This is a genomic window from Orlajensenia leifsoniae (genome assembly GCF_004570845.1).
Classification (GTDB): Bacteria; Actinomycetota; Actinomycetes; order Actinomycetales; family Microbacteriaceae; genus Orlajensenia; species Orlajensenia leifsoniae.
Genome location: NZ_SPQZ01000005.1, coordinates 149,064 through 168,931 on the forward strand (window position 1 = coordinate 149,064; position 19,868 = coordinate 168,931).

The window sequence follows — 19,868 nt, forward strand, 5'->3', positions numbered from 1 at the left end:
ACCCGATGAGCAACGACAAGGCCGCCTGGGCATTCGAGACGCAGCAGGTGCACTCTGGAGCAGCGCCAGACCCCGTCACCAACGCGCGCGCCACCCCGATCTACCAGACCACCTCCTACGTCTTCAACAACGCCGAGCACGCGAAGAACCTCTTCGCCCTGGCCGAGTTCGGCAACATCTACACCCGCATCCAGAACCCGACGCAGGCCGTCGTCGAGGAGCGCCTCGCCGCGCTCGAAGGGGGCACCGGAGCTCTCCTCGTCGCATCGGGCCAGGCCGCCGAGACCTTCGCCGTGCTGAACATCGCGCAGGCCGGTGACCACATCGTGTCGTCGAGCTCGATCTACGGCGGCACCTACAACCTCTTCAAGTACACGCTGGCCCGCCTCGGCATCGAGACGACCTTCGTCGAGAATCAGGACGACGCCGAGGAATGGCGCCGCGCGGTTCGCCCGAACACCAAGCTGTTCTTCGCCGAGACCATCGGAAACCCGAAGATCAACATCCTCGACATCTCGCTGGTCTCCGGGATCGCCCACGAGGCCGGAATCCCCCTCATCGTCGACAACACCATCGCGACGCCGTACCTCATCCGTCCGTTCGAGCACGGCGCAGACATCATCGTGCACTCCGCCACGAAGTTCCTCGGCGGCCACGGCACCGTCATCGGCGGCATCATCGTCGACGGCGGAACCTTCGAGTGGTCGAAGAACGTCGAGAAGTTCCCCGGCCTCACCGAGCCCGACCCGTCGTACCACGGCGCCAGCTACACGGCGGCGGTCGGCGACGGACTCGCCTACATCATCAAGGCGCGCGTGCAGCTGCTGCGCGACCTCGGTTCCGCGATCGCCCCGGCGAGCGCGTGGCAGCTCATCCAGGGCATCGAGACGCTGTCGCTGCGCATCGAGCGTCACGTGCAGAACGCCCAGGAGATCGCGGAGTGGCTCGACAACCACCCCGAGATCGCCTCGGTCAACTACTCCGGCCTGCCGTCGAGCCCGTGGTACGCGGCAGCCAACAAGTACGCCCCCAAGGGCGTCGGCGCCGTGCTGTCGTTCGAGCTCAAGGGCGGCGTCGACGCCGGCCGTGCCCTCGTCGACAACCTCGAGCTGTTCAGCCACCTCGCCAACATCGGCGACGTGCGCTCGCTGGTCATCCACCCCGCGTCGACGACGCACTCGCAGCTCACCCCCGAGCAGCAGCTCACCACCGGCGTCACGCCGGGCCTGGTGCGTCTCTCCGTGGGCATCGAGAACGTGGCCGACCTGATCGCCGACCTCGAGACCGGCCTCGCTGCGGCTCGCAGCGTGACCGTCGCCTCGATCGCCGCCGACCGCTAGGCCGCATCCGACGCCCCTTTTCTGGAAAGCGAGGAGTTTCTCGCCGAACCGGCCCCTGAACGCTCAGGACGGCCCGTTCAGGCGAGAAACTCCTCGCTTTTCAGTACCCCGTAACAAAACCGGCGAACCGACGCGCACGGGGCAGACTGGAGAGCATGGACTGGCAGACCCCGGCGGACTTCGAGACCGCGAGCCTCATCACCGAGGCTCAGGCTCGAGCGCTCGCCGGGAAACCCCCGGTGACCGGGGCCTGGCATGAGAGCGACCATCTCGGGGACCGCCGCTTCGTCCCCGTCGGAAGCCTCGAGCTCGAGCGCGGTGGCACGCTGCCCTTCGCCAGGCTCGCCTACGAGACCTGGGGCACGCTCTCGCCCGCGCGCGACAACGCCGTGCTGGTGCTGCACGCCCTGACCGGCGACAGCCACGTCTTCGGATCGGCGTCGGCCGGCCACGTCACCAGCGGCTGGTGGAACGGGGTCGTCGGTCCTGGAAGACCCATCGACACCGATCGCTGGTTCGTCGTCGCCCCCAATCTACTCGGCGGCTGCCAGGGGTCGACGGGGCCGGCATCCCTCGCGCCCGACGGCACCGAGTGGGGCTCGCGCTTCCCGTACCTCACCATCCGCGACCAGGTCGCAGCGCAGGTCGCCCTCGCCGATGCCCTCGGCATCGAGCGATGGGGCGTCGTCGTCGGCGGATCGATGGGCGGCATGCACGCCCTCGAGTGGGCCATCACCCATCCGGACCGGGTGGAGCGCCTCGCCGTGCTGGCCGTGCCGCCCGCGCTCACGGCGGACCAGATCGCCGCCAACTCGTTGCAGCTCGAGGCCGTGCGCATGGACCCGAACTTCCGCGGCGGCGACTACTACGACGGCGACGAGGGCCCGGCGACCGGGCTCGCGCTGGCCCGCCGGCTCGCCATGCTCAACTACCGCAGCTCCTCGGAGCTCAACGACCGCTTCGCCCGCAGCTGGCAGAGCGGAATCTCGCCCCTGGGCGACGGCGGCCGCTTCGCCGTCGAGAGCTACCTCGACTTCCACGGCAACCGTTTCGTGCGCCGCTTCGATGCCAACAGCTACATCACCCTCGTCGACGCCATGAACTCGCACGACGTCGGCCGCGGCCGTGGAGGGGCGGCATCCGCCCTGTCCGGCATCACGGCGCTCACCCTCGTGCTCGGCATCTCGAGCGACAGGCTCTTCCCCCTCGCCGGCCAGGAGGTCATCGCCCGCGCCGTGCCGAACACCCTCGACGGCGATGAACCCGTGGTGATCGACTCGCCCTTCGGGCACGACGGATTCCTCATCGAGGAGGATGCCGTCGGGCGACACCTCCTGCGCCTTCTGGATGCGACTGCCGCCCGACGATAGGGTGTGGATGTTCCACCCATCCCCCACAGCCAGGCAGGTGTCATGCAGCGCATCCTGAAGGAACGGGATCGACTGCTCCGCAGGACGGCCCGGCTCAGCGGGCTCATCTGCACAGCGGTCGCGATCCTCACCCTGTGCATCCCCGGAGCAGCGGACACCGTCGCGCTCGGCATCGCCCTGTCGCTTCTCGGCGTGATCACCGTCGGGCACTACCTGCTCGGCGTGTCCGGGCGACTGCGCTGGTTCTGGCTGGTGCTCGTCGCCGGCCTCGGCGCCATCTACGCCGTGAACTCGAGCAGCCTCGGCGCGAACGCCGCCTCGCTCACGGCCGTCGCCATCATCGGGGGCGGCGTCATCGCATCGGGCGCGATCGTGCTGCCGGTGAGCGCGCGACGCGTCGTCGTGCTCGTGGTCTCGTTCCTCATCACCTTCGGCCTGGCCGCCATGTCGACGGTCGGGCTCGGCCTCACCCTCCCCTACGTCGAGATCTTCGTCGTGGCCGGCTGGATGAGCGCCACGCTGCTCGGCTGGTGGCTCGGACTCAGCGTGCCGCGCGTCATGCACCGCATCGCGAGCGTCGGCCGCGCCCACCGCAGCGAGCGCCAGGCCAGCGAGCGGGAGGCGCAGCGGCGCCAGGACGCCAGACTGCTGCACGACACCGTACTCGCGACCCTCACCCTCCTCGCCCACTCCGGGGTCGGCGTCAGCGAGAACGCTCTGCGCCTCCAGGCCGCCGACGACGCCCGGCTGCTCAGGCAGCTCAGGCTGGGCGGCAAGCCGATGCCGCGCACCTCGGGCGTCTACACGCTCGAACCCGTGGCCGAGACGGCGCTCGGCACGACACTGGAGTCGGTCAAGCAGCGCTTCAGCCGCATGGGCCTCGAGGTGAACTGGCACGGCCACGGTCAGGTGCTCCTGCCCAGCAACGTGCTCGACTCCTTCCTGGGCGCCCTGGGCGAGTGCCTCGAGAACGTGCGCAGGCACGCCGAGGTCACCGAGGCCGACGTCACCATCACCGACGACGAGACCACCGTGCGAGCGATGGTGACGGATGCCGGTGTCGGGTTCGCCCTCGACCAGGTGGCGGCGGAACGCCTCGGCTTCGCGGAGTCCGTGGTGGCCAGGTTGCAGGACGTCGGCGGGAACGCCCGCCTGTTCTCCTCCCCCGGATCGGGAACGACCGTGGTCCTGGAGGTGCCGAAGTGATGTCCAGCGTCGAAGAGAACACCCTCGGCGTCGTCGTCGGACGCGAGAACCTCCCGCGCCGCACCCGGGCCTTCCGGCGGCCGGAACGCACGGTCAGCACCACGCGCGCGAACCAGCACGCCCTCGGCGGTCGTCACCTCACCGTCGGCACGAGCCTCGGCGCCGCCCTCATCGCACTGTTCCTGCTCGGGCTGTTCCTGACGCAGGTCGGGCGCATGGAGCATCCGAGCTACTCCGTCGTGGCGTGGGGGCTGCTGCTGGTCATCGTCGCGTCGACGACGGCCATCGTGCACGGCCTGTCGCGCCAGATGCCGCACTGGCTGTTCGCGGCCGACCTGGTCGGCGGCGTCGCCGTCATCGGGCTCGACCTCTACGGCGTCTGGGGGTCGGAGTCCGGGTCCATCATCCCCACGGCGGCCCTCGCCGTGCCTGCCCTGCTGCTGGCCATCGTGACGCTGCGCGAGACCGTGCAGATCCTCATCGCCGACGTCGCCATCGGCATCATCCTGCTGCTGGCCGCCGCCGCGGAGGAACGCCCCGACGTGCTCACCCTCGCCCCCGAACTCATGATGATCGCCATCGGTGTCGGTCCGGCACTGCTCGGAGTCGCCGTCGTACGCTCCTACCGCCGCATGGTGCAGCTCGAACTCGACCTGGTGCTCGTGCAGAGCACCGTGCAGGCCCCACAGCTCACCGTCGGCATGCTCGCCTCCGAGGAACTCACCCGCCTCGACGACGACGCCGAGGAACTCTTCGACGACGTCGCCGGCGGGCGCCTGCCCCTGCCCCTCCCCCTCGAGGCGTCCACCCGCGCCGCTTCGCTCGCGACCGAACTGCGCCTGCACCTCATCGAGGGCCGCAAGGAGACCTGGCTGCGCCACGCGGTCTCCGAGAGCGAGTTCCTGGCACCGGCCGTCACGATCGACGACCCGTCGAGCCTCGCCGGCGTGCTCACCCCGCCCCAGCGCGACGCTCTCCTGCTCGTGCTCTGGCTGCTCGTCAGCGACACCGACCGCTGGGGTGCCACGGTGCACCTCATCTTCGGCCCGACGCACCCGCCGAGACTGGGGGCGTACCGCACCGTTCGCTTCCCTCTCGTGCTCGAGACCACGGGCGTGCTGCGTCGGCGTGTGGATGCCGCAGCGTGGGAGGCCATGGGAATCGTCGGTCCGCACATAGACTCCGTTCGCGACGGCAGTCTGCGTGTCGAGATCGACTGCACAGTCGACGGCGCGTCTGACACGTAAGGTAGTGACGGATTCGCCGCGATGCAGGCGAACCATGAGGAGGACACAGTGGGTAGTTCAGGACCGATCCGGGTAGCACTCGTCGACGATCACCGCATGCTGCTCGGAGCACTCACCGAGTGGATCCGCAACGCTGCAGATGACATCGACATGGTCGCCGCCGTGACCACGTGGCCCGAGCTCCTCACCCACTCGGCGTTCCCCGTCGACGTCGTGCTGCTCGACCTCGACCTCAAGGACAACATCCCGATCTCGCTCAAGCTCGCGACCCTGAAGACCACGGGCGTGCGCACTGTTCTCATGAGCACCTACTCGGAGCCCGCCGTCGTGCGTCAGGCGCTCGACTCCGGCGCGCTGGGCTACCTCGTCAAGAGCGAGGAGGCGAACATGATCGCCGAGGCCATCCGCGCCGCGTACGTCGGGGAGTCCTACATCTCCGAGGAGCTCGACCTCGCCATCAACTCCGTCGCCGCCGGTGACGCCCCTCGCCTGTCTGCACAGGAGCGCCGCGTGATGGCCCTCTACGGCGCCGGCGAGCCCGTCAAGGCCGTCGCGTACCAGCTCGGCATCTCCGAGGAGACGGCCAAGAGCTACCTCAAGCGCATCCGCGAGAAGTACCGCCAGGCCGGCTACGACGTGGGCACCAAGGTGGCCCTCCGCAAGCGCGCCATCCACGACGGCATCCTGCTGCAGACCGACTGATCACGCACGGGCCGCACCCCTCACCGGAACAGGCCCGATCCCACGCATTCTCCGAGAGCAGGCCCACTGGGCCTGCTTTCGCCGTTCCGGCCTGTTCTCGGGCGAACGGATGCGGCGAAGCGGCGGATGCTGCGGCGCGAACGGATGCCGCCCGCCATCCATGCGTCGTGACGACGCTGCGGCTACGCGGCCTCGCCGATCGTGCTGAGCGACGCCGTGCCGTAGGGCACCTCGACGCCGCGAGTGCGTCGGACCCGGTCGATGGAGAAGGTCGCGACGGCCAGGAGGAGCCCGGCGACGCTGAGCCCGAGGCCTATCCAGATGGGGGCGACGTACCCGAGGCCCGCGCCGATGGCGATGCCGCCGAGAAGAGCTCCGAGAGCGTTGCCGATGTTGAGGGCGGAGTGGTTGAGGGCTGCTGCGATCGACTGGCTGTCGCGCGCCACGTCCATGAGACGGGTCTGGATGATCGGCGACAGCGCCGCCGACGTGCCTCCGACGAAGAACACGCCGGCGAGGAGCCCGGCGACGCTCGAGACCGTGAAGCCCATGATCACGAGCGCGACGATGAGGATCATGAAGAACAGGTACATCGAGCGTCGGACGCTGTGGTCGGCGAGGCGCCCGCCCACGATGTTGCCGATGGTCATGCCGATGCCGAACACGACCAGCACCAGCGGGACGGCGGATTCCGGCAGCCCCGTCACCTCCGTCGCCATCGGGGCGACGTAGCTGTAGACCGCGAACAGGCCGCCGAAGCCGATGGCCCCGATGGCCAGGGCGAACCACACCTGCAGGCGGGTGAAGGCCTTGAGCTCGTTCTTCATCGTGGCCTTCGGATCGCCCGCCTGCCACGGCACGGCGAGTGCCACGGCCACGAAGGTGAGGGCGAAGATGCCGGCGACCACGAGATAGGCCGTGCGCCATCCGTAGAGCTGGCCGATCCACGTGATGGTCGGAACGCCGACGACGTTCGCGATGGTGAGGCCGCTCAGCACGAAGGCCACGCCGCGTCCGCGTTTGCCCGGCCCCATGAGGCTCGCCGCCACGAGCGAGGCGATACCGAAGTAGGCGCCGTGCGGGAGAGCGGCCACGAAGCGGGCGAGCAGCACGAGTTGGAACGACGGCAGCACGGCCGACGCGATGGTGCCGAGGGTGAAGGCCGTGAGGAGGGCGAGCAGGAGCTGCTTGCGCGGCCAGCGCGCTGCGGCCGCCGCGATGGTGGGCGCGCCGACGACGACGCCGAGGGCGTAGGCCGAGATCAGCAGGCCGGCCTGCGAGTTCGCGGCCGCGGGATCGGCCGCGTAGAGAGTCGGCAGCAGGTCCCCGGCGAGGTTCGGGAGCAGACCCATGGCGACGAACTCGGTCGAACCGATGCCGAAACCGCCCAGCGCGAGAGCGAGCAGGGCCAAACGGGTACGGGCCGGCGACAGAGTCGTCGGCCCGGCAGCATCGAGGGTCACCCGTCAACTGTAGCGCGAGAATCGAATCGATTCGACTCGGGCCCTTCGAGCCGCGCTCGACTGCGGCAACTCCCGCGACTCGCCCACTTTCGTCGCTCTCGGGCGGTACGTGGACGACGGATGCGACGAAGTCGGGCCAGTCGCCGACTGAGGACTGCGGGCGAGCGGATGGGGACCACGTCGGGTCATCCCGGCGCGTCATGGTGAACCCGTCATCTCCGGCGCTCGCTCGCGATAGCATCCAGCGAGTTCACGACGAGGGGGCCGCATGAAGGTGCAGATCGGGTTGTCCGGCGGGGCGGAACACCACGGGTCGGGTGCAGGGTCCCGACCGTCCGGTTTGCGCTGCAGCACTGCCAGAATCCGGCTCACGGCGATCGTGCTCGCCGTGGCGGCCGTTGTCTCCGTCTTGGGACCGTTACCGGCATCTGCCGTCGTCGTGGACGCAGGATCCGGCTCTTCACGTGCAGCGGGCGAGGGCTGGATGCCGGTCTCAGGGACTGTGCGCGGACGGACGACCTCCGGCACCGTGCCCATCCCGGGGGCGACGATCAGCTTCTACGACGGCGCGTACCCAGTTGATTCCGGTTGGAGCGGCGCTGATGGGGCCTTCACGATGTCGGCCCACCGGGGACAGCACCACGTGAAGGTGGAAGTGCCAACCCGGTGGGCGAGCCAGTGGTACGGAGGGGCCGTTCTGCAAGAGGACTCGACTATGGTCACCGTCCTCGATGGGTATGGTCTGGAGGGCCTCAAGAGCCTCGACTTCGTTCTCGAACCCCGCGGCTCGCTCTCGGGATCTCTCGTCGGTGAGCGGGGGAACACCAACGTCTCGGGAACCGCCACGGCCTTCGTGAAGAGCGCCTCCACGGGCAAGTGGACCGCCGCCGCGACTGCCCGGATCGAGAAGCCGCATTATTCGTTCGATAACCTCGCCCCCGCGAGCTACCGGATCGGATACACCTTCTACGCGAAGTTCTCCAACGAATTCTGGCCGAAAGCCCGGACCGTGGGTACGGCTCGAACCATCACCATCGATCCCGGCGAAGCGGTCGAGGATGTGGACTCCGTCCTCACCCAAACGCACCTCACGGTCTCTCGAATCGGCGGGCGCGACCGCTTCGAAGTCGCGGCCAAACTCTCCCACTACTTCCCCGCTACCGCCGGCGGCGCTGTGCTGATTGCGAACGGGCTCGGATACGCAGACGCTCTTGCGGCAGGCGCGGCAGGGGCGCTGCGAAGCGCGCCGCTGCTGCTCGTCACGCCGACCGGTATTCCTCAGTCGACGAGGACCGAGCTGAAGAGACTCGCTCCGAGCAGAATCATCATCATCGGCGGAACGGCATCGGTCTCGGCCGGCGTCGAAGCGGAACTCCAGGGCTACGGTGGCTACGTGTCGCGGTTGAGCGGCGCGGACAGGTATGGGACGTCGAGGGACGTGGCGCGGTGGGCGACGCGAAGCACTCACAGGCTGTATCTCGCCACTGGCCTCGGGTTCGCGGATGCGCTCTCTGCCGGTCCGATCGCCGGCCTGCTCGGCTCACCTCTTGTCCTCGTCAACGGGGCATCGACGACGGCAGACCCTGCGACCCGACAAGTGATGAAGGACCTGGGGGCAGCGCACCTCTCGGTGGTGGGTGGCGCCGGTGCGATGAATCCGGGGATCGCGCACTCCTTGCATGCGTCGACCACGACCGTGTACGGAGGTGCCGACCGATACGAGACGTCTCGCCTCGTCAACGGCATCCTGGGTGCCGACACCGCATTCCTGGCCGTCGGCGACAATTTTCCGGACGCTCTCAGCGCTGGTCCCGCCTCGAACCAGATCTCCGCCGGAATCTACCTCGTGCATCACGAATGCATCCCTCAGGCGACCATGGACATGATCGATGACAAGGGCATCACCAACATCGTTCTCCTCGGAGGCGAAGCCGCTCTCAGCTCGCGTGTCGCCGAACTTGCGAGATGTTAGGGGCGTCCAAAACGCCTTCCGCAGTCGATTGCGGGATTGAACCGTCTACCCGTCGTTCTCCATCGCGGCCTCGAGGCGCTCCACCTTCGCGGTGAGCTCGCCCGAGTATCCGGGGCGGATGTCGGCCTTCAGCACCAGGGAGACCCGCGAACCGTACTCGGCCACGGCATCCGTCGCGTCCTTGATCACGGCGAACACCTCGTCCCAGTCCCCCTCGATCGTCGTGAACATCGAGTCGGTCTGGTTGGGCAGGCCGGATTCGCGCACGATGCGCACAGCGGCTGCGACGGCGTCGTGCACCGAGCCGTCGGCGCGGCCGGTTCCCGATGGAGCGACGGAGAATGCGACGAGCATGATGGCCTCCCGAGCCTCAGTCGGCCGCGTCTGGCGACCGGCTTCCACTCTTCCAGACCTCGGCACCGGATGCCGCTCCCGATGCTGCATCGAGACCGCCGTCCGGATCCCCGTCCGCCTCCGCCTCCCCCACCGCATCCGACTCGCCTTCCGCATCCGACGCCGCCTCGTCATCGAGAGCGACCTCGGCGTGCGAGCCGCTGCGCCACACCATCACGACGGCCCAGAGGAGCAGTGCGACCTCCAGCAGGTTGCGCAGCGTCAGCAGCGCGACGGCCAGCGGATGCGCGACCAGCAGCCAGCCGTAGAAGAACGGGTAGATGAGCTGCGTGAGCCCTGCCAGCACGAGCGCCATGATGGCGGGGACCGCGTAGCGCCGTCCCCGGTAGACGAGGCCGATCACGATGGGAACGGCCAGCCAGCAGATGAACTGCGGCGACCCCACCTTGTTCACCACGATGAAGGCCGTCACGAGGGCCAGGGCGAGGGGCGGGAACAGCGCGACGAACGGCGCCCGCTGCAGCTGGGCCCTGATCCCGATGGCCACGATCACGCCGACGACGAGCACGAGCAGGGGCGTCATCATGGCGCTCGCGAACTCGGTTCCCTGCCCCGTGACCTGGTACGTGAGGATGTCGTGGTCGTAGTACACCCGTGAGGTCGGGCTGCCTGCTGCGGCCTGCCACATCCAGATCGTGCTCACCGGCGACTCGATCTGCAGCCCGCGCCCCGTCTGCTCGGTGATGAAGCTGAACACGTTCCACCCGCTGCCGAGCACGAGGCAGATCACCACGATCAGCACGCTCGTGCCGGCTGCGGCCACGAGGATGCGCGCCCTCTCGCGTGAGGCGATGAGAAGGGCCGCGATGACGGCGGCCGGCCAGATCTTGATCCAGGTGGCTATCGCCAGCAGTACCGAGGCGAGGCGCGGCCGACCGGCGACGAGCAGCACGGCGACGAGGGCTATCGGCACCGTGACGGCGTCGATGCGCCCGACCGCGATCGGACCGAGCAGCAGCAGGAACCCGAGCCACCACCACGCCGGCACGACCCGGGCGACGGCACCACGGCGCAGCCCGATGAGCACGGCGAAGCCGACGGCATTCAGCAGCACGATCAGTCCCAGCCAGGTGTACACGTAGAGGTCGAAGCCGAAGAGCGCGGCCAGCTCCATCGGCAGGATCGCCAGGATCGGATAGACGAACGGCCCGTCGATGCCCACGACGTAGCCGCTGAGGTCCGCGGTCTTCATCCAGGTCGTGTACACGAGCGTCACATCGCCGAGGGGCAGGCCCGGCCCGGTGAGGGCGAGCCACACCAGTTCGGCGTGCACGAGCACGAACGCCGCCCACAGCGCCAGGCGGTTGCCGAGCGCTCTGCGCAGCGTCGATTCGGGAGCCGGCGGAGCGACGGATGCGGGAATGCCGGCCATGGCGCTCATGCTATCCGCAGCATCCGACCGCCCGATGCACGCTGCCGGCGCCCTTCGATATCACTTGTGTCACAGGACGACGCGATTCGTCATCGGGCTCCGACGGATGCGGCAAGCTTGAGACTCCCCCTCGATTTCGCCAGGAGACAGTCATGCCCCGACGCACCATCCGCACCCGTGCTCTCGCACTCGCCGTCGTCACGGCGGGCATCGTCGCGTTGAGCGGATGTGCCGGTGCCTCATCGGATTCGGCGTCCGAGAGTGGCTACGTCACCGACGGCAAGCTCACCATCGGAACGGCCGAGCCCGCGTACTACCCCTGGGTCATCGACGACAAGCCCGAGTCGGGTGAGGGCTTCGAGTCCGCCGTCGCCTACGCCGTCGCCGGCCAGCTCGGCTTCGCCGACTCCGACGTCGTGTGGGTGCGCTCCACCTTCGACGAGGCCATCGCCCCCGGCCCCAAGGACTTCGACTTCAACCTGCAGCAGTTCTCGATCACGGATGAGCGCAAGCAGGCCGTCGACTTCTCCTCGCCGTACTACGAGACCACGCAGACCGTGATCACCATCGCGTCCTCGCCCGCCGCCGGCGCCACCTCGATCGCCGACCTCAAGAAGTTCTCCATCGGCGCCCAGACGGGAACCACCAGCCTGACCGCCGTCGAGGACGTCATCAAGCCGGACTCGCAGGCGCAGGTGTTCAACTCCAACGACGACGCCAAGCTCGCGCTGCAGAACGGCACCGTCGACGCCATCGTCGTCGACCTGCCGACCGCCTTCTACCTGACCGGCGCCGAGCTCGACGGCGGAAAGATCATCGGCCAGCTCCCCCAGGCCGAGGGCACGACGGGTGACCAGTTCGGCCTCGTGCTCGCCAAGGACAGCCCGCTCACGGCGAGCGTCTCCGAGGCCGTCGACGCCCTCCGCGAGGACGGCACCCTCGACGAGCTGGCCACGAAGTGGCTCGGCTCCGAGGACACCGCCCCGGTGCTGAAGTAGTCGGGCGCACCAGTACTCTGTAGCGCATGAGCACCACCGGGATCGATGCCCGGCCGCCGAGTTCGATCGAGCTCGACCGCCGGGCATTCCGTCGTCAGCAGACGACGCGGTCCACGCTGATCGCCATCGTGAGCACCGTGGTGTTCGCCGTCGCGGCGTGGATCTTCGTGATCAACACCCCCGGCTGGAGTCGGGTGCAGCAGACGTTCCTCAATTGGGACGTCGCCGTGGCCGCCTTCCCGCGTGTCATCGAGGGTTTCTGGCTCAATGTGCGCGTGCTCATCTACTCCGTCATCGGCGTCGGCATCGTCAGCCTGGTGCTCGCCACCGTGCGCACCCTGCGCGGCCCGATCTGGTTCCCCCTGCGCGCCCTCGCCGCGGGCTACACCGACCTGTTCCGCGGCATCCCCCTCATCATCGTGCTGTACCTGGTCGGCTACGGCATCCCGGGCCTCGGCGTCTTCCCGCGGATGCCCGCCGAGTTCTGGGGAACCATCGCCCTGGTCACCGTCTACTCCGCCTACGTCTCCGAGGTGTTCCGCGCCGGCATCGAGGCCGTGCACCCGTCGCAGCGCCTCGCTGCGCGCTCCCTCGGCCTCAGCTACAGCCAGAGCATGCGCCGGGTCATCCTGCCCCAGGCCGTGCGCAAGGTCACGCCTGCGCTCATGAACGACTTCGTCGCCCTGCAGAAGGACGTCGGACTCATCTCGGTGCTCGGGGCCGTGGATGCCGTCCGCGCCGCCCAGATCGAGACCGCGGCGTACTTCAACTTCACGCCCTACGTCGTGGCCGGCCTGCTGTTCTTCCTGCTGGCGCTGCCGATGATCCGCTTCACGGACTGGTACACGGCGCGCGTGCGGCGGCGTGAACAGATGGGGAGCATCGTATGAGCCTCATCGAACCCGGCTCGGGGCCCGGCTCGGGACCCGGCTCGGGCGCTGCCACCCCCGATGCAGCGCCGGTGCTCCGACTCGTCGGCATCCGGAAGTCCTTCGAGGGCACCGAGGTGCTCCGCGGAATCGACCTCACCGTGCACCGGCACGAGATCGTCGCGCTCATCGGCGCCAGCGGATCGGGCAAGTCGACCCTGCTGCGCACGGCCAACCTCCTCGAGCAGATCGACGACGGCCAGATCTTCCTGGGCGACGACGACATCAGCGACCCGCGGGCCAAGGCCGACCGCATCCGTTCCCGCATCGGCGTGGTGTTCCAGCACTTCAACCTGTTCCCGCATCTCAGCGTCCTCGACAACGTCACCCTGGCGAGCCGGGCGGTTCACCGAGCCTCCCGGGTCGAAGCCGAGCGACGCGGTCTCGAGCTGCTGGATTCCATCGGACTCGCCGACAAGGCCCGCGAGTTCCCCGACAGGCTCTCGGGCGGCCAGCAGCAGCGCGCCGCCATCGTGCGCTCCATCGCGACCGACCCCGAACTCCTGCTGCTCGACGAGATCACCAGCGCGCTCGATCCCGAACTCGTCGGCGAGGTGCTCGACCTCGTGCGCGAGCTCGGCCGCGGCGGCACCACCATCCTCATGGCGACGCACGAGATGGCCTTCGCCCGCGACGTGGCGCACCGGGTCGTGTTCCTCGACAAGGGCGTCGTCGCCGAGGCCGGCCCGCCTGCCCAGCTGTTCGAGCACTCCGAGAATCCGCGCACCCGGGAGTTCCTGGCGCGCTTCACGGCGTAGGGAGGCCGCTGGGCCCGGCGCGCTCAGTACCCGCTGAACGCGTCCGTCGTCACCGACCGGCCGCCCTGGCGCGCGAGCGCGGAACGCACGCTGTCGACCATGCGCGGCGAGCCGGACACGAAGGTGCGCCGAGTGCGCCAGTCGGGCACGGCGGCATCGAGCATGGCGTGGTCGACGCGCCCGGAGTGAGCACTCCACCCTGCCGGCAGCTCGGACCCCGAAGCTCCGACCACGACGACCGCGGCCGCGGACTCGGCGATGACCTCCCTGTAGGCGATCTCGCTCGACCCCGCCGCATACACGAGCACGACGTCGCGACGGCGACCGGCCGCGCTGTCCGAGGCGAGCTGGCTGGCGAACGGCGTGATGCCGATGCCGCCGGCGATGAGCAGCACGGGCTCCGAGTCGTCCTGAGGCAGCAGGAAGTCGCCGCCGACGGAGGTGGCCCGCACGATCGAGCCTGGGGCGAGGGAGCTGAGGGCGCGCTTGAACGTCGAGGGCTTCTCGGGCATCCGCATGGCGATGGTGATGCGTTCCGCATCGTCGGGCGGGGAGGAGATGCTGAAGACGCGACGCGTTCCGCGGGAGTCTGCACGGCGGTGCGGAACGGCGAGCTCGAGCGACTGCCCGGCCTGGAAGGCCACGGGTCGCTCCGGCGCGAAGACGTACTCGACGATCGTCGGTGTCGGATGCCGAGCCTCGACGAGGCGCAGCCTCACGGCCCGGCGCTGGCCGAACGCGAAGGCGATGGCGTTGCCGACGATGAGAGCGAGCTCCGGCGTCATGGCGAACGGCCCGACGGCCAGCGGGATCGAGAACAGCACGCCGACGACGCCTGCGACCAGCAGCTGCTGCCAGCGCCGCGGCGGCAGGGTGAGCGGCTCGCTCAGCATGAATGCGGCCAGGAAGACCACGGGGAACGAGGCGAGCACGGTCCACGCGGCGGCGCCGGCATCCGTCCCCTCGAGCATCAGGCGCCCGGTGCAGAGCACGCCGGCCACGGCCACGAACACCACGGCGACGGCGAAGCGACGCGTGCGCCACAGCACCAGGAAGCCGCCGATCAACACGATCGGCAGGAGGTACGAATTGGCCACCCACCACACCGACGAGCCCAGCTGCGTGAACGCGATGATCACGGCGGCGACGGCGGCCGGATTGAAGATGTGCCTGCCGCGTACGGCGAGAACGTACTTCGACGCGGTCGCGAGCACCCCCGTGAGGGCGAGCACGCCGAGCTGCGTCGGATCCTCAGACGGCCAGAAGAGGAAGAAGAGCAGCAGTCCGGTGATGACCGAGGACTCGAGGTGGGCCGGCGAGCGCACGATGCGCCCGGCGATCCAGCCCGATGCGGCGACGGAGCCGACGGCGACGAGGAGGCTGAGTGCCAACTGCGTCGGCGTGTAGAACAACAGGCCCGTGGCCGAGAGGATGAACGCCACGACGGCGATGGCGCCGAGGCTCAGCGTCATCAGCCTGTAGCCGCTCACTCGACTGAGCGAGGAATCGAGCAGTCGTCTCATCGGAACAGCTCCCCGGGGAATCCGGACGAGAGCTCGGCTCGCCCGTCGGTCAGCATGCGCACGTGCTCGAAGTCGACGTACCCGGCCAGCTGGTCCGCTGGGGTGAAGAACAACGCCGTCGCGACGGCGTCGGCGACCATCGCGGTCTCGGCCGTCACCCAGGTGGCGACCACCTCGTCGACCGGTTCCCCGGTGCGGGCGTCGAGAACGTGGTGCAGGCCGGAACCCCAGGCCCTGCGATTGCTCGCCGAGGCGCACAGTGCTCCATCGGCGAGAGTCGCGATGCCGATCGCCTTCGTGGTGTCGTACGGATGCTCGAGGGCCACGCGCACCGGCTCGCCGCCGGAGTGCCGCAGGTCGCCACTGGCATCGACCACGATCTGCTCGACCCCGTCCTGCTCCAGCAGGTCGACGATCATGTCGACCAGCAGACCCTTGCCTGCGGCTCCGATGTCGAGTTCGAGAGGCTGCCGGGTGCGGAGCCGCGTGCCGTCCCAGTCCATCCGGTCCCAGTCGGGACTCGCGAGGGTGCCGGCTCCGGGAACGAGCGAGTAGCCCGCCCCGTACCCGAGGTGGCTGAGCGAGGCGCCGACGAGGGGCGACATCGCGCCCGCCGTGGCCGCGTGCATGGCGGAGTAGAGCTCGACGAGCGCCGGCGCCTCGTCGGGGAAGGTCCACTCCCCCGAGCGACTCGCGACCTCGGTCACGAGCGAGTCGGGACGGAAGCGCGACCACGTGCGGTCGAAGTCCTCGATGACGGCGTTCATCCGCCGGACGGTGTCCGCCGCGATCGGGGCGCGCGAGTCGACCTGCCAGCCCGTTCCGATCGCCTCGAAGGCGAGCGTGGCCGACTCAGCTGGCATCGCTGCGGATCGTGTCGAGGGCGGCGTTGAAGCCGCCGCTGGTGAGGGAGGATCCCGCCACCTTCGAGACGTCGAGGCTGTCGATGTCCTTGCCGACGACCTCGGCCGAGATACCCGAGATGAAGGCGCTCTGGTACTGCTTCGAGTTGCCGCTGGTGGCCGAGCCCGTCACGTCGACGGCGGTCACGACGTCGTCGGCGAGCGTGATGGTCACGGTGACGTCCTCTCGCCCGCCGGGAGTGGAGTACTCGCCCGTCGCGGTGTAGTCGCCGTCGGTGTAGGTGCTCGAGGTTGCTGACGAGTCGGTGTCGTTCGCATCGGTTCCGGTCGACGGTGTGGTGGTGGAGGTGTCGCCGGAGCCCGTGGACGGGGCCGCCTCGGCCTCGGCCGACTGGTCGGTGGCGCAGCCTGCGAGCGAGCCGATCACGACGGCTCCGGATGCGATGGCGATCGCTGTTCTGCCGATTCGTGTGTTCATGTTTGTCACCTTCTCCTCACCCCGTCAGGAGCGACATGCTCGGGATCACGCCATCGGTCCCGGTTGTATTCGACCGTATGCATGTTCCCTATGGGTCAGCTGTGACTCCTCGACGAGTCGACTGACAGCTCTCGTCGAGCTGCGGATGCGTGTCGGGTCAGTCGCGCAGCAGCGCCGCGATGGCGGCCGGAACGTGCTCGGCGACGTCGAGTGCCGTGATCGGCCCGCCACCGGACGCGAGATCGGCCGCGCGCGAGTGCAGGAACGACGCCGTCGCGGCGAGCGCCGGCAGGGCGAGAGCCGGGTCGCGGGCGATGCGCTCGGTGTTCGTGGCGAGCAGCGCGCCGAGGATGCCGGCCAGCACGTCGCCGGTTCCGGCGGTGGCCAGCCAACCCGGCGCATCCGTCACGGCATAGCTCGGGGACCCCGGTGATGCCACGTGCGTGGTCGACCCCTTCAGCAGCACGGTCACGGCGAACTCGTCCGCCGCCCGGGCCGCCCAGGTCGCGGCATCCGCCCGGATGGCATCGAGCGTCGCCTCGGTACTCCGAGGGGAGAGCAGTTCGGCGAGTTCACGGGCATGCGGGGTGATGACAGTCGGACCCGTGGCGTCGGGCGCCAGGTCGAGCGCCCCGGCGTCGAGCACCGTCGGCACTCCCTGGGCGAGGGCCTGCTGGATCTCCCCGCCGAGCACGAAGGTGCGCCGGCCGGCATTCATGCCCGATCCGATGAGCCACGCCTGCACACGTCCGGACTGGGTCACGATCTCGGGACGCCGGGCGAGCACGATGCCGCCGACGGCCCTCGGGCCCGTGTACCGCACCATCCCGACACCGGTGCGCGCGGCGGCCTCCACACCGAGCACAGCTGCGCCGGGATAGTCGTGGGACCCCGTGATCACGCCGAGCACGCCCCGGGAGTACTTGTCGTCGTCGGCAGTGGGGACGGCGATCCACTCCCGAGCGTCCTCCGCCGTCCAGATCAGGCGTTCTGCGGAACCGGTCATGCTCTCACGATAGGTTGCAGGGGATGAATGGAACAGCCTCGAACCCCATCCACCTGCCCGGCCGCGTCGTCGTCTTCGACTACGGCGAGGTGATCTCCTTCTCCCCCACGCCCGAGAACCGCCGCGACCTGCTCGAGGTGGCCGGCATCGATCCGACGAACGCCGAGGTGTTCTGGGAGGCGTACGAGGCCGGCCGTCAGGCTCTCGATCAGGGCACGCTGTCGATCGCCGACTACTGGGCCGGCATCGCCGCCGCCACCGGGGCCTCATGGTCGCCCGCCGAAGTGCACTCCATCTGGGCGATCGACTTCGTGGGCTGGCTGAGCGTCAACCCCGGAACCGCCGCCGTGCTCGAGGACCTCGCCGCCGGCGGCACCAGGCTCGCGCTGCTCTCCAACGCCGGGCGCGACTTCTCCAGCTACTTCCGCAACGGCTCCTTCGGCCCCCTCTTCGAGACCGTCGTCGTGAGCGCGGAGGTCCTGGTCGTGAAACCGGATGCCGCCATCTACCGTCACACTCTCGACACCCTCGGAATCACTCCGGCCGAGATGGTGTTCATCGACAACAAGGCGGAGAACGTCGCCGGCGCCGAGGCCCTCGGCATCACCGGCCACGTGTTCACCTCGGCCGACGGACTGCGCAGCTTCCTGGAGGAGCTCGCGGCCTGACCGCATCCGTTCCCCCAAGTTCACCCCTGTCCGACAGCTCGCCTCGACTCCCGGAGTTCCCTTGTCAGCACTGTTCCAGCCCATCACCGTGCGCTCGCTCACGATCCGCAACAGACTCTGGGTGCCGCCGCTCTGCCAGTACTCGGTGACGAAGAAGGATGGCGTGCCGCACGACTGGCACCTGGCCCACCTCGGGGCCATGGCCATGGGCGGGGCCGGTCTGGTCATCGCCGAAGCCTCGGCCGTGGTTCCCGACGGCCGCATCTCCGACGAGGACACCGGCATCTGGAACGGCCAGCAGGCGGCTGCCTGGGCGCGCATCGTGTCCTTCATCCACACGCAGGGCGCTGCAGCCGGCATCCAACTCGCCCACGCCGGCCGCAAGGCGTCGACCTGGCCGGAGTGGGGCCACGAGCAGCACGGCAGCATGGCACCGGCCGACGGCGGCTGGCAGACCGTCTCGGCCTCCGACCTCGCCTTCGGCGAATACGCGGCGCCCGAGGGACTTGATCGCCCCGACATCGCCGTCATCGTGCACGCCTTCGCCGAGGCCGCTGCGCGCTCGAAGCGGGCCGGCTTCGACCTCGTCGAGATCCACGCCGCCCACGGCTACCTCGTGCACCAGTTCCTCTCCCCGCTCAGCAACCTGCGCACCGACGAGTACGGCGGATCGCTCGAGAACCGCGCCAGACTGCTCCTGGAGATCGTCGCAGCGGTCCGTGACGCCGTCGGCGACGACTACCCGGTGCTCGTGCGCTTCTCGGCAAGCGACTACGCCGACGGCGGCTGGGACGAGGAGCAGACCGCCGTGGTGGCCGGCTGGGCGCAGCAGGCCGGAGCCGACCTGTTCGACATCTCCAGCGGGGGCAACATCGCGAAGGTGCGCATCCCGCTCGGTCCGGGGTACCAGGTGCCGTTCGCCGAGTACGTGAAGACGACGGCGGGGGTCCCCGTCGCCGCCGTCGGCCTCATCACCACGCCGCAGCAGGCTGAGGAGATCGTGGCATCCGGGCAGGCGGATGCCGTGCTGCTCGGCCGCGCCCACCTGCGCGACCCGCACTTCGCCCTGCGCGCCGCCGACGAACTCGGCGTCGAACTCGATTACTGGCCGCCGCAGTACGTGCGCGCGAAGCCCGCCGTGAGCGGTGGGACGTGGTGAGTCAGCCGCTCCGCTGACCGAGGGCGATGATGTTGCCCTCGCTGTCGGTGAACCAGGCCGCCTTCTCGCCGTCGAGGTCGGCGATGCCGTCCACGGTCCTGAGGCCGGGCAGGTCGTAGTCGGCGAAGACGACGCCGACTGCGCGCAGCTCGGCGACGGACGACTCCAGGTCGCCCACCTCCACCATCAGGGCGGTGTTCTGAGCCGTTCCGGCGAACGTCGTCTCGTACAGGTACACGGACGTGCCGCCGACCGTGTACATGAGCCCACCGGCGTCCTGGCCGTCGGGCTTCCAGCCGAGCTTGTCCTCGTAGTACTGCCGCGCGCGATCGAGGTCTGAGGCGGGGAGGACGGCGGCAGCGGATTTCGCAGTCAACATGAGCATTCCTTCTGTTGAGCC

The 19,868-nt window shown here is 69.2% G+C and carries 19 protein-coding genes; 11 read left to right on the forward strand and 8 right to left on the reverse strand.

Annotated elements, in window-relative coordinates; genetic code table 11:
* Nucleotides 1-5 precede the first annotated feature (5 nt).
* From E4M00_RS14040 to E4M00_RS14060, 5 genes are all read left to right on the forward strand, one after another.
* Entirely contained in the window at nt 6-1,340 is a 1,335-nt protein-coding gene (locus tag E4M00_RS14040; protein WP_056164358.1) for a bifunctional o-acetylhomoserine/o-acetylserine sulfhydrylase, read from the forward strand.
* A gap of 155 nt (nt 1,341-1,495) precedes the next feature.
* A complete protein-coding gene (metX, locus tag E4M00_RS14045) occupies nt 1,496-2,710 on the forward strand; it encodes a homoserine O-acetyltransferase MetX (RefSeq protein WP_135121121.1) in 1,215 nt (404 codons plus the stop codon).
* 42 nt (nt 2,711-2,752) lie between these two features.
* The gene (locus E4M00_RS14050; RefSeq protein ID WP_135121122.1) at nt 2,753-3,916 is read left to right on the forward strand and encodes a sensor histidine kinase; all 1,164 of its coding nucleotides are present in this window, start codon (nt 2,753-2,755) and stop codon (nt 3,914-3,916) included.
* On the forward strand, nt 3,916-5,163 hold the full coding sequence (locus E4M00_RS14055; protein ID WP_135121123.1) for a hypothetical protein: 1,248 nt from the start codon (nt 3,916-3,918) through the stop codon (nt 5,161-5,163). Before E4M00_RS14050 ends, E4M00_RS14055 begins: the two co-directional genes overlap by 1 nt.
* A gap of 48 nt (nt 5,164-5,211) precedes the next feature.
* Nucleotides 5,212-5,865 (forward strand): response regulator transcription factor, encoded by a 654-nt coding sequence (locus E4M00_RS14060; RefSeq protein ID WP_268765590.1) that lies wholly within the window; start codon nt 5,212-5,214, stop codon nt 5,863-5,865.
* A gap of 182 nt (nt 5,866-6,047) precedes the next feature.
* Here the strand turns inward: E4M00_RS14060 and E4M00_RS14065 are convergent, their stop codons facing one another.
* Nucleotides 6,048-7,328 carry an MFS transporter gene (locus E4M00_RS14065; protein WP_135121124.1) on the reverse strand — a complete coding sequence of 427 codons (1,281 nt, stop codon included), beginning with the start codon at nt 7,326-7,328 and terminating at the stop codon, nt 6,048-6,050.
* A gap of 379 nt (nt 7,329-7,707) precedes the next feature.
* Between E4M00_RS14065 and E4M00_RS14070 the strand changes: the two genes are divergently transcribed.
* Nucleotides 7,708-9,300 (forward strand): cell wall-binding repeat-containing protein, encoded by a 1,593-nt coding sequence (locus E4M00_RS14070; protein WP_204773014.1) that lies wholly within the window; start codon nt 7,708-7,710, stop codon nt 9,298-9,300.
* Between the two features lie 45 nt (nt 9,301-9,345).
* On the opposite strand, the gene E4M00_RS14075 is transcribed toward E4M00_RS14070, so the two are convergent.
* Together E4M00_RS14075 and E4M00_RS14080 are read right to left on the reverse strand one after the other, a co-directional pair.
* Nucleotides 9,346-9,654: a thiamine-binding protein gene (locus E4M00_RS14075; RefSeq protein ID WP_135121126.1), complete on the reverse strand. Its 309-nt coding sequence runs from the start codon at nt 9,652-9,654 to the stop codon at nt 9,346-9,348.
* A gap of 16 nt (nt 9,655-9,670) precedes the next feature.
* Nucleotides 9,671-11,086: a glycosyltransferase 87 family protein gene (locus E4M00_RS14080; protein ID WP_167756904.1), complete on the reverse strand. Its 1,416-nt coding sequence runs from the start codon at nt 11,084-11,086 to the stop codon at nt 9,671-9,673.
* A 152-nt stretch (nt 11,087-11,238) separates the two neighbouring features.
* Between E4M00_RS14080 and E4M00_RS14085 the strand changes: the two genes are divergently transcribed.
* The 3 genes from E4M00_RS14085 to E4M00_RS14095 are packed head-to-tail and all read left to right on the forward strand — an operon-like array spanning nt 11,239 to nt 13,771.
* A complete protein-coding gene (locus tag E4M00_RS14085; RefSeq protein ID WP_135121128.1) occupies nt 11,239-12,084 on the forward strand; it encodes an ABC transporter substrate-binding protein in 846 nt (281 codons plus the stop codon).
* Nucleotides 12,085-12,110: 26 nt separating this feature from the next.
* Nucleotides 12,111-12,974 carry an amino acid ABC transporter permease gene (locus E4M00_RS14090; protein WP_135121129.1) on the forward strand — a complete coding sequence of 288 codons (864 nt, stop codon included), beginning with the start codon at nt 12,111-12,113 and terminating at the stop codon, nt 12,972-12,974.
* The gene (locus tag E4M00_RS14095; RefSeq protein WP_135121130.1) at nt 12,971-13,771 is read left to right on the forward strand and encodes an amino acid ABC transporter ATP-binding protein; all 801 of its coding nucleotides are present in this window, start codon (nt 12,971-12,973) and stop codon (nt 13,769-13,771) included. Before E4M00_RS14090 ends, E4M00_RS14095 begins: the two co-directional genes overlap by 4 nt.
* Nucleotides 13,772-13,794: 23 nt before the next feature.
* Here the strand turns inward: E4M00_RS14095 and E4M00_RS14100 are convergent, their stop codons facing one another.
* The 4 genes from E4M00_RS14100 to E4M00_RS14115 all read right to left on the reverse strand — a co-directional run bounded on the left by E4M00_RS14100 (nt 13,795) and on the right by E4M00_RS14115 (nt 17,641).
* Nucleotides 13,795-15,294, reverse strand: coding sequence for a ferredoxin--NADP reductase (locus E4M00_RS14100; protein WP_135121131.1), 1,500 nt, complete (start codon nt 15,292-15,294; stop codon nt 13,795-13,797).
* On the reverse strand, nt 15,291-16,157 hold the full coding sequence (locus E4M00_RS14105) for an FAD:protein FMN transferase (protein WP_135121132.1): 867 nt from the start codon (nt 16,155-16,157) through the stop codon (nt 15,291-15,293). The genes E4M00_RS14100 and E4M00_RS14105 overlap by 4 nt, the downstream gene beginning before the upstream one ends.
* Complete coding sequence (locus E4M00_RS14110) at nt 16,147-16,635, reverse strand: hypothetical protein (RefSeq protein ID WP_135121133.1); 489 nt, start codon at nt 16,633-16,635, stop codon at nt 16,147-16,149. The genes E4M00_RS14105 and E4M00_RS14110 overlap by 11 nt, the downstream gene beginning before the upstream one ends.
* 157 nt (nt 16,636-16,792) lie before the next feature.
* Nucleotides 16,793-17,641: an ADP-dependent NAD(P)H-hydrate dehydratase gene (locus E4M00_RS14115; RefSeq protein WP_135121134.1), complete on the reverse strand. Its 849-nt coding sequence runs from the start codon at nt 17,639-17,641 to the stop codon at nt 16,793-16,795.
* 23 nt (nt 17,642-17,664) lie between these two features.
* Between E4M00_RS14115 and E4M00_RS14120 the strand changes: the two genes are divergently transcribed.
* Nucleotides 17,665-18,309 (forward strand): HAD-IA family hydrolase, encoded by a 645-nt coding sequence (locus tag E4M00_RS14120; RefSeq protein ID WP_135121135.1) that lies wholly within the window; start codon nt 17,665-17,667, stop codon nt 18,307-18,309.
* Between the two features lie 61 nt (nt 18,310-18,370).
* Nucleotides 18,371-19,468, forward strand: coding sequence for an NADH:flavin oxidoreductase/NADH oxidase (locus E4M00_RS14125; RefSeq protein ID WP_135121136.1), 1,098 nt, complete (start codon nt 18,371-18,373; stop codon nt 19,466-19,468).
* A gap of 1 nt (nt 19,469) precedes the next feature.
* On the opposite strand, the gene E4M00_RS14130 is transcribed toward E4M00_RS14125, so the two are convergent.
* Nucleotides 19,470-19,847, reverse strand: coding sequence for a VOC family protein (locus tag E4M00_RS14130; protein WP_135121137.1), 378 nt, complete (start codon nt 19,845-19,847; stop codon nt 19,470-19,472).
* Nucleotides 19,848-19,868 lie beyond the last annotated feature (21 nt).

What these genes read in the sequence shown, in the direction of transcription:
- E4M00_RS14110 (WP_135121133.1), bottom strand. Translation starts at nt 16,635, where the DNA reads ATGAACACACGAATCGGCAGAACAGCGATCGCCATCGCATCCGGAGCC.
- E4M00_RS14085 (WP_135121128.1), top strand. Translation starts at nt 11,239, where the DNA reads ATGCCCCGACGCACCATCCGCACCCGTGCTCTCGCACTCGCCGTCGTC.
- E4M00_RS14050 (WP_135121122.1), top strand. Translation starts at nt 2,753, where the DNA reads ATGCAGCGCATCCTGAAGGAACGGGATCGACTGCTCCGCAGGACGGCC.
- metX (WP_135121121.1), top strand. Translation starts at nt 1,496, where the DNA reads ATGGACTGGCAGACCCCGGCGGACTTCGAGACCGCGAGCCTCATCACC.
- E4M00_RS14090 (WP_135121129.1), top strand. Translation starts at nt 12,111, where the DNA reads ATGAGCACCACCGGGATCGATGCCCGGCCGCCGAGTTCGATCGAGCTC.
- E4M00_RS14120 (WP_135121135.1), top strand. Translation starts at nt 17,665, where the DNA reads ATGAATGGAACAGCCTCGAACCCCATCCACCTGCCCGGCCGCGTCGTC.
- E4M00_RS14040 (WP_056164358.1), top strand. Translation starts at nt 6, where the DNA reads ATGAGCAACGACAAGGCCGCCTGGGCATTCGAGACGCAGCAGGTGCAC.
- E4M00_RS14080 (WP_167756904.1), bottom strand. Translation starts at nt 11,086, where the DNA reads ATGGCCGGCATTCCCGCATCCGTCGCTCCGCCGGCTCCCGAATCGACG.
- E4M00_RS14130 (WP_135121137.1), bottom strand. Translation starts at nt 19,847, where the DNA reads ATGTTGACTGCGAAATCCGCTGCCGCCGTCCTCCCCGCCTCAGACCTC.
- E4M00_RS14095 (WP_135121130.1), top strand. Translation starts at nt 12,971, where the DNA reads ATGAGCCTCATCGAACCCGGCTCGGGGCCCGGCTCGGGACCCGGCTCG.
- E4M00_RS14115 (WP_135121134.1), bottom strand. Translation starts at nt 17,641, where the DNA reads ATGACCGGTTCCGCAGAACGCCTGATCTGGACGGCGGAGGACGCTCGG.
- E4M00_RS14105 (WP_135121132.1), bottom strand. Translation starts at nt 16,157, where the DNA reads ATGCCAGCTGAGTCGGCCACGCTCGCCTTCGAGGCGATCGGAACGGGC.
- E4M00_RS14075 (WP_135121126.1), bottom strand. Translation starts at nt 9,654, where the DNA reads ATGCTCGTCGCATTCTCCGTCGCTCCATCGGGAACCGGCCGCGCCGAC.
- E4M00_RS14055 (WP_135121123.1), top strand. Translation starts at nt 3,916, where the DNA reads ATGTCCAGCGTCGAAGAGAACACCCTCGGCGTCGTCGTCGGACGCGAG.
- E4M00_RS14100 (WP_135121131.1), bottom strand. Translation starts at nt 15,294, where the DNA reads ATGAGACGACTGCTCGATTCCTCGCTCAGTCGAGTGAGCGGCTACAGG.